Source organism: Mycobacterium sp. pUA109 (genome assembly GCF_041287095.1).
Taxonomy (GTDB): Bacteria; Actinomycetota; Actinomycetes; order Mycobacteriales; family Mycobacteriaceae; genus Mycobacterium.
In genome coordinates this window covers 122912-139335 of the sequence record NZ_JBGGKS010000005.1, presented here as the reverse complement: position 1 = coordinate 139335, position 16424 = coordinate 122912, and the positions used below count along the sequence as shown (strand labels likewise).

The window sequence follows — 16424 nt, the reverse complement described above, 5'->3', positions numbered from 1 at the left end:
TCATCGGGGCGACCGTGTTTACGCTAACGCACCACGGCAGGGATCATCGGGTACTTTTCCGCGGGTCCGTTAACTCAATTCGCTGACCTTGTCGATCATCGTGTGCGCGATCTGCAGGGCGCTGGTGTCGGGGTTACCCGTTCCGGCCAGCACAGGTGACTGGTACTCGTTTTGGAAGCCAACCTCAACCTCGACAATGCAGTTCACCCGGACGGCCAAGGCATGCGACGTCATGATCATGTAGCCGTCGCTCGACGTGGTTTGGAAGTTCGCCACCAGTACCGAATCGGCGGCCCGCACACTAATGATTTTGCGGGTTTGGTTCAGCGTGCCGTCCTGCTTGAAGATGCTCATCGTCTTACCGTCGCAGCCGGTCCACTGTTGGGAGAACGTCCCGAACAGCTCGTCGGCATCGGCAGCCTTCGCCAGCGCGACAACGCCGGCGTAGACCACCGCCACCTTCACCGGCCGAGCACTCCGTCCGCTGGCAAAGTCATGCTCGATGAAATTCTTTACGGTCGAGCCTCGGTAGGGATTTTGCTGCAACAACCCGACCACTCCGCCGCATTCGCGGGGCGTATTTTTTGCGGACGCGAAGACGCCGTTGGGCATATCGTCGATCCCGCCGAATTTCGGGGGTTCCCTAATGTCGTCCGCGACGATCGACTGGCCGAGCAGTTGGGATAGTTGCCCGGCATCGGGCAGCACCTGCTGGATGGCTTGCCCGGTCACCGGTCTCGGCACCAGGCCCGCGGCCGGCTTGGCCGTACCGTCCACCCCGCGCACGCAACCCGTCACCAGCGTCGCGATCAGCAGCGCGGACGCAACCCGTCCGATACGGGCAACAACGGGCTCACTCACTCCGGAACCTTGGCCACGATCCTGGCGGCGATGTCGCTGGCCTGGGTGATGATCTCGCCCGGGTGGCAGACTTTGACGTCGGCGAGGATGCTTTCCTGCGTTGCCAGTGCCCGCCCGCATGACAGCGCGCCGCCTCGTAGAGTCATGGTGAGGGTCACCATGTTGCTGTTGACGTGGTTCACCCGGCCGAGGGTCCACTCCTCGGACCTCCACGTGACGGGGCGGTCCGCACAGTCCTGCCATTGATTCGACTGGTTCATGAACACGTAATTGGTTACGTCTGGGGTAGGTAGCGCGACGACAGCCTGGATCACAGCCGCGCCACCTTGATCTGGAGTGGCCGATTGGTCCAAGCCCTGGGTGCGGACGGCGGTCCACTTAGTACCCGCATAAGTGGCGACCTGGGCAGGGGTAAATGCGCCAACGCAATCTGTCACCGAGGTGAACTGGCGACCGTCAACCAAGCTGTCGCCGACCGGTCCGCCCTGCAACGGCACCCCCATAATGCTGCTGACCTCGTCGGCGCTGAGCAGGAGACCGGGCAACGCCGTCGCGGGTACTCGTGGTGGCGGACTCGTTGTCGTGGTGGTGGTCGTGGACGCGGCCTCGGTCGGTTTGGGCTTGTCGGATGGCCAGGCGATCGCGGTGATGGCACCGGCGGCAACCACCACGACACCGGCCATCGCCGCGAGGATCGTGGTGCGGCGCCGCCGAGGTTGCACGGTCGGTGGGGCGTACTGCTGGGTCGGCGCGATGGGCGGGCTATGCGGGTGCGGTTGGGTAGGCAGCCCCGGTGTTGCGTAGTAGGCCGGTGGGGTGTGCCGCTGCGGCGATTGGCTCGACGCCATGCGATGGGTCGGTTCACCATCCGGAGTGGGCGGCTGCAGCGCGGCTTGGGCGGCCGCGACGAACTCGGCGCAGGTACCGAACCGTTGGGCCGGGTCTTTGGCCAGCGCGGTGGCAATCACACCGTCCAGCGCTGGCGGCAGCCAGGGCGCCTGCTCACCGACCCGTGGTGGGGGTTTGGTCAAGTGGGCCATCATTACCGCGGCCTGTGCCCCGGCGGTGGCGAACGGGGCCTTGCCGGTGAGCATCCGGAAGAGTGCACAGCCCAGCGAATACTGGTCCGCGCGCGGACCCAGCGGATCGCCGGCGATGACTTCGGGTGCGGCGTAGGAGACGGTAGCCATCACCTCGCCGGTGCCGGTCAGACTGGCGTCATCAAATGCTCGGGCGATACCGAAGTCCCCCAACAGCACTCGCTCCTCGGGACCGCTCGGACCCGACAACAAAAAGTTCGCCGGTTTGACATCGCGGTGAATCACGTTGCGCCGGTGGGCGTAATCCAATGCTTTGGCAACCTCGCCAACGATGTGAATGGCCCGCTCCGGGCTCATGTTCCCGCTCCGCAGGGCCTCGTCGGCGTCGGAGCCGTCGACGAACTGCATCGCGATCCACAGCTGACCATCGTCGGTTTGACCGCGCCGATAGATGGGCACGATATTCGGGTGTTCCAGCCGTGCAGCGACGTCGGCTTCGCGGACGAACCGGGCACGGAAGCCCTCGTCTCGTGACAACTCGGTCGAGAGAAGCTTCAACGCTTCGCGGCGGGGCAATTCCGGGTTGGCCACCAGGTAGACCGCGCCCATGCCGCCCGCCCCGAGCACCCGCTCCACCCGGTACCCGGCGATCAGTGATCCGACGCTGAGCATGCGGTGCTAATCCTCGGCGTCGAATGACGCTTTGATGTAGCGCATCTCTTCGTCGGTGGCGACCATGGTGACCACCGAGGAGCCGGCCCGGGTGCTCACTTTGACGGTGTCGGTGTCCATATCGAGCAATTCCAACGCGACATCGGCGTTCGGGTTCACCGCGGACCGCGGTGGAAGCACCAGCATGCTGGTCACCCCGACCCGCACCGACTGCTCGGGCACCCCGTCGAACATCTCGACCGAATAGTTGCGCTCGGATCCCGCCTGCATGGCACCACGGTTGAAGTCGGCGACCCACAGCAGGTCGTGATCATCGACCTCGTCGACCATGTCGCGCCACAGGCCCGGACGCCGGCTATGCACCAGCACCCGCGCCCCCAGCGCCAGGGACCGCAACACCGCCTGCTGGGCCAGGTGCAAGGTGCCGACGATCTCGACCCGGCTGATCTGGGGCCCAAACAGCGGCAACGCCACCGCCCGGCCGTGGTCGTCGGCGCCAATGACCTGGCCGCATCCGGATGCCGGGACGGCCAATTGGTGCAGCTCGGTCTCGCCGGTCGCGAACGCCCACTGCTCAATTTGCCGCTGCGGCTGCGGCACCGGCAGGCTGGTCGCCAGCGCCGAGAACTGGTAACCGCGCAGATGGGTCAGGCCACGCAAGGAGATGCGGGCGGGACCGTGGGTGTCGAACCGGGCCAGCCCGCGGATCTGGGTGAGGTCGTGGCCGCCGCGGCGCAACGACAGGCACACCGTGGTGGAGTAGCTGGGGATGGTCCACACCAGGCCAAGTCCTGCGGTGGTGAGCATGGCCGGCTTGATCGCGAAGCTGCGCAACCGGAACCGGCCCTCCCGGCAGCTGCGCCAGGTTTCCTCGACGGTGGCCAGGTTCACCCCGTCGGACAGCTGGTTGGTGGCCTGGCTGATCTCGCTGGCGGTCAACACCCGGGAGCGCAAGCCAGCCTCGGTTAACCGGTTGGCCACCCGCCGGGTCGCGGTGGTGGCGGTCCGCAAAATCCCGTCCCGGCCGCCGCCGCGTCGGCGCACGGCATCGGCGCACCGCGACGGGTCGAACCGGATGGCGATCCACACGCTGCGCTGGGCGATGGCCGGCAACGGCCCCAGCACCGCGTCGTACACGGCGGCCACCTCGCTGTGGCCGTGTGAGCGGGCACCCTGGCTCAGCACGTCGATCGAATCCAGGGTGATGTCGAATTGTTGCAGGCAATCAACCAGGGCGTGCACCGGGACTGTTTCCCCGGACACCGTCACCCCCGGCTCCATGACCGTCATCGCCTGAGGGTTTTCTTCAATTTTCAATAGCGATAACAGCGTTTTGCCGTCCCACCGGAAGCCGATAAGGGACCCCTCGGCCATGGGCACGTCAAAAGGCTCGGCGGGAATTTTTTTTTGAGTCCTCTTCCGCCGTTCCCGCGCAAAGCCCAACCGCAACGCGATTAAGCGTGGCAGCGTCGTTCCGCGCAAGCGAAATACCACCAGCAGCGCCACCGCGAGTCCGACCGCGGCCCCCTGCCAGCCGGGGAACCCGATAACCAGGGCCGCCACCAGCCCGACCGCGACCAGCAATTGCAGCAACAGCAGGTCAACCAGCGGGAGCAATCGTTGCGCGCGGATATCGGCCGTCGCCCGCAGTTGGCTCGGCTCCGGCAACTTCTTGCCCCGACGACGAGGCTCCACGGCACGACGACCAGGCACAGTCGGCTTCCTAATTCGCTGCGTGGAGGTCACAACTTGTGTGCCGTTACCCCCGCGACCCTGTTGTACGCTACCGATGCTTCGGTACGGGACCGATGCTGATGGGAGCGGTGATGCCAGCGCAAGTTACCACGCGCGCACAGGTCAACGGCTATCGGTTCCTGCTGCGGCGCCTAGAGCACGCATTGATCCGCGCCGACTCTCGAATGATCCACGACCCGATGCGCGGCCAAATCCGGTCGCTGATGGTGGGTGTGGTCATGGCGGTACTTATCACCGGGGCGTGCGGGGTGCTCGCGTTCTTCAAACCGAGCCCGAATATCGGAAATGCACAAATACTGCTCAGCAAATCCAGTGGCGCACTATTCGTGAAGATTGGCGATCGTGTCCACCCGGTGCTAAATGTGACGTCGGCCCGGTTGATCACCGGGCAACCCGATACGCCCAAACAGGTCGACGACAAATGGCTAAATGACACGCCGCGCGGCCCCATGGTGGGAATCATCGGGGCCCCCGCCAGCATCCGCCCCGGCGACGATCTGGGGAAGTCGTCCTGGACGGTGTGCGATACGGTGCAGACCCCCGACGTCGCCAAAGGCACCGGCATGGCCGGCATCGAGACCACGGTCTTAGCGAACGATCCGGTGCTCAACGACGACATCCGCGCCGCCGCGCCCGCCCAGATGGTTGCCGCGACCGACGGCAAGACGGTGTATCTGATCTACAACGGGGTGCGGGCGCCGGTCGACCCGCAGGATCCGATCGTCGTCAACGCACTGCACCTGCAAGGCACCTTCCCGCGTCCGATCTCGCCGGGCCTGCTCAACGCGTTCCCCCTGGTCGGGCCGATCCGTCCGGTAGTGATCAGCGGGGTCGGCGCCACCATCCCGTCGGTCCCGCCGGCCTATCGAGTGGGCTCGATCATCAAGACCGTCGACTCCAAGGGCGAACAGCTCTACGTAGTGCTGCGCGACGGGCTGCAACCGATCTCGGCGGCCACCGCCGACATCATCCGCTACAGCAATCCCGAGATCCCGGCAGCGGGGACTCAGGAGGTCGCACCCGCGGTGGTGAGCGGCGTGCCGGTGGTGCATGAGCTGCCGGTCGACCACTATCCGACGGTGTCGCCCGAGATCGTCAACTTGGAGCCGGAACGGGTTATGTGCATGTCCTGGCAGCGCGCCAACACCGCCGCACAGGCCACTACCCGGCTGCTGGTCGGCCATCGTCTCCCCATGCCGAGCGGAGCGCAGCCGGTCCGGTTGGCCACGGCCGACGGCAACGGTCCCGGCCTGGATTCGGTGTATCTCAAACCGGGCAGCGGGGAGTTCGTCCAGGCCACCGGGGGCGATGTGGACAGCCGCGCGATGGGCCGACTGTTTTATGTTGCCGACACCGGGCTGCGTTATCTCATCAAGGATTTGCCGACCGCCGCCGCGTTGGGCGTCACCGGCGTGAAGAATCCGGACAGCGATGCGGAACTGCCCCAGTTCGCGCCATGGCCGGTGCTGTCGCTGTTGCCGCCGGGCCCGGAGCTGTCCCAGGAGGCGGCGCTGGTCGCCCACGACGGCATGGCCGCGGACCCGGCCGGCTTGAAGGTAGACCCACCCAAGCACTAACCGGAGGCGCCTAGATCCGCAGTTCCCGGAACATCGCGTACAGCCGGATGATCCAACAGCACAGCGGAAACACCAGCGCGATCGCGACGTACTCCAGGATCTCGACCTGACGCCGCATCACCGGGGAGAACTCCAACCGCGGGGCGATCACCCCGCAGGCCACCACCAATGCCAGCAGCACCACCAACGCGAGGGTGGCGTTCAGCTGCCAACCCTCGACGCAGGCCGCTGTTTTGACGATCGCCATCAGCGCGACCGCCAGCCCGCCCCCGATCAGCGTGGCCGACTGGACCAGATCGTGATGGCTGCGGCCGCGCAAACACAGCACCGTCGCCACCACGAACGCGAACGCGGCACCCTGCCAGTAGAACCCGGCACTGACGTCGACGGCGAGGTAGCAGCCCACAAACGCGGTGATCGCCGCCGCGACCAGAATGCCGGTCAGGTACTGATTGGCCCGGCGCACGCGGGCGATCATGCCCTCCTCGGTGGGGATGATCTGCTTGCCGACGGCCTGGACACCCTCCACGGTGGTGCCACCCTGGGTTTCGATGTCGTCGAGCGGCTCCCCCGCCGTCGGCACCCGCGGGATCGGCAACTTCGACAGCAGGATCGTCACCCGCGGCGACAGGTACACCACGACCACCGACACGGCGGCCATCACGGCGCCGATCGCCCGCGGGGGTGGGTCCCACAACAATTCCACCGTCGCTCCCACCCCGCCGATCGCCGCCAGCGCGATCACCGTTGTGTGGAGCGCCCGCCCGCGACCGGACAGCAGCATCACCACCAGCGACGTCAGCCCGGTCAGGCCGAACGCCATCGGGAGCGCCTTGACCCCGAACCCGTCCGGCACCACATACAGCGAACCGCCGAAGACCAGCGGGGTCGCCGCCGCGGCCACCCACTCCGAGCGGCGGGCCCCCGCCGAACGGTAGGCGTACACACACGCGATGATCACGCCCAGCACCCCGAGGCCGAGCGCGGTCGCGGGCAGGTAGACGGCGTCGGCGTGCCGGGGCAACAGCAGCGCGGCGGTGACGGCGGCGACCACTCCCACCCCGAAGCAGATGACCAGCCGGGCATCGCGGGACAGCCAGCCCGCCACCGGGTTTTCCGATGGTTCGGCGATGTCCTCGACGTCATCGAATAGCAGCGGGCTGACCGGTTGCCCGATCTCGCGGAGCACCAGCAGCTCACCGTCGTAGACATGGGCTTCGGTCAGCGAGCGGCTGGGATCGATCGCGTCGGCCCCGAGCCGGGCCAGGGTCCACTTCCCCTCGGTGGTATCGAACTCGATACCGGCCAGCTCGGGTCGGATGGCGATTTGCTCGTTGGCGATATCGACGACGTCGTCGATGAAGTTGCCGATGCTGACGTTCGGCGGTAACCCCACGTCGATCCGCAGCCCGCCCACCACCAAGGCGACGCGGCTCAGCTCGAGTTCCGGCTGGGATTCCGCGTCAAGTTCGGACAATGACGGCGGTAGAGTCAACGCAATCGGCCTCCTCCGGTGCATTTGCTTGCCTGCGACAATACCCGGGGATGCCGCATGTATTGGTCGGCGAGTTCACGGGAGAAACCAGCGGTGAGTACCGAACCCTTTCCGCGCCGGTTGCGGGTCTCCCTGCCGCGGATGCCTGGCGGCGAGGTCAACCTGCAGCCGCCGCCGGAGGTGCCCCGGGTAATTCCGGGCAACCTGCTGATGAAGCTGATGCCGTTCGTGATGATCGTTGCCGTCGTCGGGATGATCGCGCTGATGGTGACCGTCGGCGGCCGGGACCTGACCAAAAACCCCATGTTCCTGGTGTTCCCGATGATGATGATCATGTCGATGGCCGGCATGTTCATGGGGGGCGGCGGTCGGCAGGGCAAAGCCGCCGCCGAGCTCAACGAAGAGCGCAAGGACTACTTCAGCTACCTGGCGAACCTGCGCGACGAGTCCGACGCCACCGGCGAGCAGCAACGCACCGCGCTGGAGTGGAGTCACCCGGATCCGCGGGCGCTGGCCGACGTGGTCGGCACCCGCCGCATGTGGGAGCGCCGGCCCAGTGATCCGGACTTCTGCCACGTCCGCGTCGGGGTCGGGACCCATCGGCTAGCGACCCGGCTGCTGGCACCCGAGACCGGCCCGCCCGAGGACCTCGAACCGGTGTCCACGGTGGCGCTGCGCCGCTACGTCAAGACCCATTCGGTGGTGCACGCGCTGCCCACCGCGGTGTCGCTGCGCGCATTCCCTGCCATCACCTTCGAAGGTGACCGCAAGCTGGCCCAGCAACTGGTGCGGTCCATGGTGTTGGAACTGTGTTCATTCCACGGGCCCGACCACGTACAGGTCGCGGTGGTGACCGCCAACCCGGACGGGGAGAACTGGAGCTGGGTCAAGTGGCTGCCGCACGCCCAACACGACACCGCCCGCGACGGGATGGGCCCGATGCGGCTGCTGTTTCCGACCCTGGCGCTGCTGGAACGGTCGCTGGACGACGACCTGGGCCAGCGGGGCCGGTTCACCCGCAACGCCGAACCCGCCCAGGGCCTCAAGCAGCTGGTGGTGGTGCTCGACGACGGCTACATCACCGGCGATGAGCGGTTGATGACCGACGCCGGGCTGGACAGCGCCACGATCCTGGACCTCAACGGCCCAGCCGACGGGCTTGCCGCGCGGCGGGGCCTGCAGTTGGTCGTCGACGGCGACGACGTGGGGGCGCGGACCGCGGTCGGGGTGGAGCGGTTCGCCACCCCGGACACCATCACCGTCGCCGAGGCCGAGGCCACCGCGCGGCGCATCGGTCGCTACCGACTGGCCAGCGCCGCGCACATGGTCAGCCTGGAGTCGGACACCCGCGCCGAAGACCCGGGCCTGATGAGCCTGTTGAAGATCGCGGACGCCGCCGAGATCGTGCCCGAGCAGGTGTGGCGGCGGCGCACCCCGCGGGAACGGCTCCGGGTGCCGATCGGCTACACCCCCAACGGCTTGCCGCTGGAGCTGGACATCAAGGAGTCCGCCGAGGCCGGGATGGGTCCGCACGGATTGTGTATCGGGGCAACCGGTTCGGGTAAGTCGGAGTTCCTGCGCACCCTGGTGCTGTCGATGATCACCTCGCATTCGCCGGATGCGTTGAACCTGGTGCTGGTCGACTTCAAGGGTGGCGCCACCTTCCTCGGCTTGGACGGGGTACCGCACGTCGCGGCGATCATCACCAACCTGGAAGACGAGCTGATCCTGGTCGACCGGATGCGCGACGCCCTGGCCGGTGAGCTGAACCGACGCCAGGAATTGCTGCGCAAGGCCGGCAACTTTCCCAACGTCACCGAGTACGAGCGGGCCCGGGCCAACGGCGCCGAACTGGACCCGCTGCCGGCGTTGTTCGTCATCGTCGACGAGTTCTCCGAATTGCTGTCGCAGAAGCCGGATTTTGCGGAACTGTTCGTGATGATCGGTCGGCTCGGCCGGTCGCTGCACGTACACCTGCTGCTGGCCTCGCAGCGCCTGGAGGAAGGCAAGCTGCGCGGGCTGGATTCGCACCTGTCCTACCGGATCGGGCTCAAGACGTTCTCCGCCGGCGAGTCCCGCAGCGTGCTCGGCGTGCCGGACGCGTACCACCTGCCCAGCGTCCCCGGCTCGGCGTACCTGAAGTGCGATGCGTCCGAACCGCTTCGGTTCAACACCTGCTACGTCTCCGGTGAGTACGTCCGGCCGCGCCGGTCCGCCGCCCAGACCGGCGGCCGGGTCAAGCAGCTGGGCGCGCTGGCCCCGAAGCTGTTCACCGCCACCCCGGTGAAAAAAGACGATCCACCGCCCGCGCCGGCACAACTCGATGAACCGGACGTCGAGCAACCGGAGCTGTCGTCATCGCCGACTAAGACGACGCTGCTGGACATGGTGGTGTCCCGGCTCCGCGGACACGGCCGGCCCGCCCACGAGGTGTGGCTGGATCCGCTGAATGAGAGCCCCGCAGTCAACCAGTTGCTGCCCGCGCCGAACTGGGACGCCCCGGAGAACGTCAACGGCCGGCTGTGGATGCCGATGGGTCTGGTCGACCGCCCCTACGACCAGCGCCGCGACGTGTTGATGGTCGATTTGTCCGGCGCCCAAGGCAATATGGCGGTGGTCGGCGGTCCGCAATCGGGCAAGTCCACCGCGCTGCGAACGCTGATCATGTCGGCCGCCGCCACCCACACCCCCGAACAGGTGCAGTTCTTCTGCCTGGACTTCGGTGGCGGCACGCTCACCAGCCTGGTCAACCTGCCGCATGTCGGCGGGGTGGCCGGCCGGATGGACGCCGACGGCATCCGCCGCACCGTGGCCGAGGTGTCCGGCGTGCTGCGATCTCGCGAGCTGCTGTTCCGTGATCTCGGCATCGAATCGATGCAGGACTTCCGCCAGCGCAAAGCGCGGCTGGCCACCCTGCCGCCGCAGGTGGCCGCCCAGGATCCGTTGAGCCGCGACAAGTTCGGCGACCTGTTTCTGGTGATCGACGGCTGGGCCTCGATCCGCAGCGACTTCGAGATGCTGGAGCCCACACTGCAGGCGCTGGCGATCCAAGGCCTGTCCTACGGGGTACACCTGGTTATTTCGGCGTCCCGCTGGTTTGAGATCCGGGCGGCGGTCAAGGACATGCTCGGCACCCGCATCGAGCTGCGGCTGGGTGATCCGCTGGACAGCGACGTGGGTCGCAAGTTCGCCGAACTGGTGCCGGTCGGCCGGCCGGGTCGCGGCATGACCGCGCAGCGGCTGCATTCGTTGATCGCGCTGCCGCGGCTGGACTCCAGCTCCGACGTCGAAGATCTGCCGACCGGGGTGTCGGCCTCGGTCGAGGCGGTCCGGACGCACTACGGCAACCGACAAGCCCAGCGGGTGCGAATGCTGCCGCACAACGTGGACCGGGACGCTGTCGTGCGGGCGGCGCGGAACGCGGGAATGCTCAACAAGTCGCGGATCGCGATCGGCATCAGCGAAGAGGAACTGCAGCCGGTCGTCCTCGATTTCGACGCACAACCGCATCTGGTGGCGTTCGCCGACATCGAATGCGGCAAGTCTGGTCTGCTGCGCAACATCGCCGCCGGGGTGATGGAGAACGCGACCCCCGAGGAAGCCAAGATTATCCTGGTCGACTTCCGCCGTTCCCTGCTCGGCGTGGTCGACAACGACTACCTGGGTGGCTACGCCACCGCGTCGCAGTCGTGCGCAGAGCTGATGAAGGCGCTCGCGGAATCCTTGGCGCAGCGGCTGCCACCCAGCGACATCACCCAGCAGCAGCTCAAGGATCGCTCCTGGTGGTCGGGACCGGATTTGTTCGTGATGATCGACGACTACGACCTGATCTCGGGCAGCTCGCTGAATCATCCGCTCGGTCCGCTGGTCGAATACCTGCCACAGGCCCGCGATATCGGCCTGCGGGTCATCGTCACCCGCCGCAGCGGCGGCGCCGGTCGGGCGATGATGGACCAGATCATCGGGCGGTTGCGAGACCTGTCCTGTAACGCGCTGGTGATGAGTGGGTCCAAGGAGGAGGGTGCGCTGTTCGGACACAAGGCCACCCAGATGCCGCCGGGCCGCGGGATGTTGGTCTCGCGCAGCATGCGAAGCGGAGTAATCCAATTATCCAGGATGCCTGACCTGTGAGCGGCCTCAGCGAACTCGACGAGGTTCGGGTGATCTCGGCCGCGCCCGAACGCATCCGGGTGTCGGTGTTCGGTGGCCGCACCCAGCTGGATATCGCGCTACCGCTGGACATCCCGGTGTCGGGCTTCGTCCCGGACTTGGCCCGGCTGGTCCGATCCCGCGACGTCCCGCACGACGATGAGGATCCGGCAGCCAAGGACCAGCGGCGCACCTTCTGGGTGCTCAGCCGGTTCGACACCGGCACCGAGGTGCGGCCGGAGGAAACCCTGCGCGAAGCCGGAGTGGTCAACGGCCAGTTGCTGCGGTTGACGTCGCAGCGGGCGCTATCACCGCCCAGCCTCTACGACGACGTCGTCGACGCCGCCGCCCGGCTAAACAAAGCGGCTTACGCCGCGTGGGACGCCCGGTCCGCACGCTGGATAGCGTTCGTCGGCACCCACCTGGCCACCGTGGCGTTCGCGTTCTGTCTGGTCCACCCGGCGTTCGCGGCGCAGCGCGTGGTGATCGTCGGGGTGGCCGCAGTGGTGGCGGTGGCGCTGGCCGGGGTGGCTGCTATCGCCCATCGCTCCTATGGGCTCGACGATGTCGCCGCTGTGATGGGCTGGGCGGCGATCCCGATCACCGCGGCCATCGCCTGGGTAGTGCTGACCCGGTTCAGCAACTACGGGGTGGCCGCAGCCTGCGCAGTGGTGCTCGTGCTCAACCTCATCTACTACCGAGTGATCGGGACCGGGCACTGGGCGTATGTGGCCAGTTCGGTGCTGGCCGGGTTAGGCGGCGTCGCGGTACTGAGCCACGCGCTTGGCCTGCGGGTCGATGTGGTGTGCGTGACGTTGGCGGTGACCGCGACGTTGGCCTGTTCGATGGTTTCGCGGTTGACGGCCCGCCTGGACCGCTTCGAGACACCGACCGTTGATGCCGACGGGGATCGCGATGAATACGCCTTCGAGAACCCTTTCGAATCGCCGCCGTCGACGAAACCCAGCCGGGATGACGATTCCGGCGCGGCGATCCCCACCGCGGAAGAGGTCTGGGCCAAAGTGCATTCGGCGGCGTTGACCCGCTCGGCCCTGTTGACGGGTCTGGCGGCGACCGTCGCCGCGGCCAATACGGTGCTTCTGCGCGACGCCGGGGTTGTCCGCTGGGCGGCGTTCGCCTTCGCATTGACATGCTCGGCGGTACTGGGCTTGCACAGCCGCGTTCCGGACACCTGGGTGGAACGCGCCGGGCTGGCGGCGCCGGCCATCGTTCTGGTCGCCATCACCTGCGTGATGGCACAACGCGGGCTGGCACCGATCCCGGTCGTCGCGGTGGGCGTGGTGCTAGCCATCGCGGTCGGTGCCGCTGTGGCCGGGCTGAGCGCGTCCGGCGGCAGGTTCCAGCGGCCGGCGACGCTGCTGTCCTACCTGGAGTATGCCGGGGTCGCGGCGCTGCTCCCGCTGGCGCTATGGGTCGTCGGCGTCTACGAACGACTGGGCCCGTGGTGGTGAGGTCCGCCCAGCGCTGCGCGGCGGCGGTGGCGGTGCTGACGTTCGTGGCGGGGGTTGCGCCGCCGCCGGCGTCGGCAATTGCACCGCCGGTGGTGGAGCCGGGACCGCCGCCTTCTGGACCAGTCGGGCCCCCCGAGCCCACCGAGCTGAAGAACATCTGCGGTATCCCGACCGGGCTGTTGCCGCATACCGACTTTTCCGTGCAAACCAGCGCTGAGGCCATGCTCAACTACACCCGCGCGTGGCAGTTTTCCCGCGGCGCTGGCCAAAAGGTTGCGGTGATCGACACCGGGGTGAACCGGCATCCGCGGTTGCCGGTATTGGAAGGCGGCGGCGACTACGTCTCCAACACCGACGGACTGCAAGACTGCGACGCGCACGGCACCCTGGTGGCGGGCATCATTGCCGCCACACCCAGCCCGCTCGACTCCTTCGCCGGCGTCGCCCCCGAGGCGACCATCCTGTCGATCCGGCAGAACAGCTCCGTGTTTGGCATCGAGGGCTCCGGCGGTAATCAACGCGACGACCCCGACGCGATCTCACCGGGTTATGGCAACACGCTAACGCTGGCCTACGCGATCACCCGCGCAGTGGATTTGGGGGCGACGGTCATCAACCTTTCGGAGGTGTCGTGCACCCCGGTCGGAGCCGGAACGAAGGACGGAGCACTGGGCCGGGCGGTTCGCAACGCCTTCGAACACAACGTCGTGGTGGTCGCTGCCGCCGGGAACGTGGACAAAAAGAGTGGGCCGGGGATATGTGCCACCCAAAACACCATGACCGACCCCAACCTGGCATTGGAAAAAGGGTGGGATTCGGTGACCACGATCGCCAGCCCGGCCTGGTTCTCCGACTACGTGTTGGCCGTCGCCGCGGTGACTCCATCGGCCGAACCGGCGAATTTCAGCCTGCGGGGGCCCTGGGTTGCGGTGGCCGCCCCCGGCGAACGCATCACATCACTGGACCCGTATAACGCCGGGCTGACTAATGCCGAACCGGACTCTCAAGGGGTGTTGACGCAGATCAACGGGACTAGTTTCGCGGCGCCGTTCGTCTCCGGCCTGGTAGCGCTGATCCGGTCCCGGTTTCCGGAACTGAATGCCGGTCAGGTGATGGACCTGATCAAACGCACCGCGCACACCCCGGGGGCCGGACCGAATGCGGCCACCGGGTACGGGGTGATCGACCCCGTCGCGGCGTTGACCTACGAGGTTCCCGCACCCAGCCAGCTGCCCGACCCCAACGCTGGAAAGCAAATTCCCGGGCGGACGCGCGTCGATCCGGCCAGTCAGCGCGCGCGCATCATCGTGTTCTCGGTGGCGGCCGGCAGCGTGGTGTTGATGGGGGTGGCCTGGGCGCTCGCGGTGACCCGCCGCCGGCGGCATCCCGAAGCCTCCGACGTGGAAATGGATACACCGGATTTCTCGCGGTAGCGGAGGTGCTGTTGCCGTGATCCAGACGGTCGAGCGGCTGAGTGTGTTTTCCGCCACAACGCACCCGGCAACGCCCGCGGCCTACGCCCGTCACACCAGCCGCTTGGGCCGCGGAAGCTCACGTCGAGGCGGGCAAGCAACCCGGAAATTCGCGTCGTGAGCCCGTCGAATGTGTGGGAGCCTCGAATTGGTAAGCCGCGCCCGACGCTACGTACCATAACGGCATATATGCACCTCGGAACCGAAAGGGGGGACGTTGCCCAAGCAAAGGCCTGCTGAAGATGACCGTGGGTCGCTGGCGCGTCCGCCCTGGCTACCTGAAGAGAGTCAGCGTCGGCGGGTGCGCCTCGGGCGTGGACGGCAAAAAGGCCAGGCAGTAGCCGATACCGAGTCGGTGGAGGCGGGCGACCAACGGCCCGCCAACGGGCGTGGGCGGACGGGCTCCGCGGAGCCGGTCAGCGGCCAGGATCCACCCCCTGCCGCACCCACAGCTACCGATGAAGCGGAATCAGCGCCCGCAGCGGAAACACGACCCAAGCGGGTCCAGGTGGCCTACGACCGCGGGGTACGGGTCTCACGCCGGGCCGCGCCACCGGAGCAGCAGCCCGTAGCGCCGGTCGGGGAGGCGCCGGGTGCGCCTCCACCGAGCCATCCTAAACACGTCCTGGCGCCCGACGAGGCGTCGTCCATCGAACCAGCCTCGGCTGGCGCGGGGTTTCAGCCCGCGCCCGAACCCGAGGACCCGTGGGCGGGCTATGGCGCGGTCGAGGAAGCGCCCGAGCAGGCGCCAGCCGACCAACCGACCGAATCAGCGGCCGACGACGAAGCGGCGGATGTCCCCGGCTCGCCGGAATCGTCTGCGCCCGCCACAGACCAGGAGGCGCCACCGGCTCTCGACGATGGCGCGGCCGCCGAATCACCATGGGAACCGAAGCCGCCGCCGGAGTTGGCGTCCTGGCTGGACCCCGAAGTCCCGGCCGCTGAGCAATCGGCGCCCGAACCGACCGCGGAACCGGACCTTGGTGTCGTGCCGGAGCCAGATCTGGCAACGCCGCTTCCCGAGTCCGCCCCGCCGAGCCCCGACGCGCTCGTGGACTCCGAATCCGCGCCTCCTACCGTCGATGCAGCCGTTCCCGAGTATGCGTCGCAACCGGAGCAAGAACGGTGGCTGGAGGCCGCACAGTCGGCTCCGGATGCGCCAACGCCTGCGTCCGAGCCACTGGCCTTCGACGCGTTCGCTCCCGAGCCGAAGCTACCCCACTTCGGCCCACTGCCCGCGGCTGAGCCACCCCCGAATGCCGAAGCGCAGCCAGAACTCGCACCCGCAGCCGACGCCGCACCAGAACCCGCGCTGTCCGCCTTCGCGCAGCCGGGTCCTGACCCAGCGGATCTCGGCATGACAGCAATGGCCGAACCGGAAGCCGAATCATCGACCCCTGAGCATCTCGACGACACACCCGCGCCTGCGGACCCGCCCGCACCTCCGTTCGCTCCCGAGTCGTGGGTTACCGAGGAGTGGGGCTCGGAGCCCGTGCCCGAGTCGCCACTCCCGGACGTCGGCCAGATACCGAGTGCTGAGCTCCCAGAAGCCGACGACGCATGGGAGCATGAACCCGCGCAACGGCTGGATTCAGCAGAGCAGGCTTCTGAGGGGGTGCCCCAGCACGAGCTGCCAGACCTTGACACGTCGGCCAATCCGGACCCATTAACGGAGCCGGAGCTTGCGCCGCCAGCACCCGAGGGGGCAACTTTCGGTGGCTCGCAGCCTGATCTCAGTTCGCCGCCCGAAACCTCGGTCGAAGATGCGTCGCGGCCGGAGCTCCCGTCGTGGCCGGAGCCGTCCACTCCGGAGTCTCCTACCGGTACACCCGTTGATCCGATAGCGGAAGCGGAACCACCGGCATTCGCGGTTCCTGAAGAATCCAAACCGCCCGCCTCAGAACCTACTTCCCCGTTGTGGGATCGACCCC

8 protein-coding genes are annotated in these 16424 nt (G+C 67.4%); 4 read left to right on the top strand and 4 right to left on the bottom strand.

Annotated elements, in window-relative coordinates:
• Window positions 1-69 precede the first annotated feature (69 nt).
• The 3 genes from ACAG26_RS07830 to eccE are packed head-to-tail and all read right to left on the bottom strand — an operon-like array spanning window position 70 to window position 4286.
• Complete coding sequence (locus tag ACAG26_RS07830) at window positions 70-861, bottom strand: sensor domain-containing protein (RefSeq protein WP_370480951.1); 792 nt, start codon at window positions 859-861, stop codon at window positions 70-72.
• Entirely contained in the window at window positions 858-2573 is a 1716-nt protein-coding gene (locus ACAG26_RS07825) for a sensor domain-containing protein (protein WP_370480949.1), read from the bottom strand. Before ACAG26_RS07825 ends, ACAG26_RS07830 begins: the two co-directional genes overlap by 4 nt.
• A gap of 6 nt (window positions 2574-2579) precedes the next feature.
• Window positions 2580-4286, bottom strand: a complete 1707-nt coding sequence (eccE, locus tag ACAG26_RS07820) for a type VII secretion protein EccE (protein WP_370480948.1) — start codon at window positions 4284-4286, stop codon at window positions 2580-2582.
• 113 nt (window positions 4287-4399) lie between these two features.
• Between eccE and eccB the strand changes: the two genes are divergently transcribed.
• Window positions 4400-5905, top strand: a complete 1506-nt coding sequence (gene eccB / locus ACAG26_RS07815) for a type VII secretion protein EccB (protein ID WP_370480946.1) — start codon at window positions 4400-4402, stop codon at window positions 5903-5905.
• A gap of 10 nt (window positions 5906-5915) precedes the next feature.
• Here eccB and eccD (ACAG26_RS07810) read toward each other — a convergent pair whose 3' ends face one another.
• The gene (gene eccD, locus ACAG26_RS07810; protein WP_370480944.1) at window positions 5916-7400 is read right to left on the bottom strand and encodes a type VII secretion integral membrane protein EccD; all 1485 of its coding nucleotides are present in this window, start codon (window positions 7398-7400) and stop codon (window positions 5916-5918) included.
• Between the two features lie 93 nt (window positions 7401-7493).
• Between eccD (ACAG26_RS07810) and eccCa the strand changes: the two genes are divergently transcribed.
• Genes eccCa through mycP form a run of 3 tightly spaced genes read left to right on the top strand, consistent with a single transcriptional unit; the run spans window position 7494 to window position 14454 of the window.
• Window positions 7494-11531: a type VII secretion protein EccCa gene (eccCa, locus tag ACAG26_RS07805; RefSeq protein ID WP_370480941.1), complete on the top strand. Its 4038-nt coding sequence runs from the start codon at window positions 7494-7496 to the stop codon at window positions 11529-11531.
• The gene (gene eccD, locus ACAG26_RS07800; protein WP_370480939.1) at window positions 11528-13021 is read left to right on the top strand and encodes a type VII secretion integral membrane protein EccD; all 1494 of its coding nucleotides are present in this window, start codon (window positions 11528-11530) and stop codon (window positions 13019-13021) included. Before eccCa ends, eccD (ACAG26_RS07800) begins: the two co-directional genes overlap by 4 nt.
• Window positions 13018-14454 (top strand): type VII secretion-associated serine protease mycosin, encoded by a 1437-nt coding sequence (mycP, locus tag ACAG26_RS07795; protein WP_370481200.1) that lies wholly within the window; start codon window positions 13018-13020, stop codon window positions 14452-14454. The genes eccD (ACAG26_RS07800) and mycP overlap by 4 nt, the downstream gene beginning before the upstream one ends.
• Window positions 14455-16424 lie beyond the last annotated feature (1970 nt).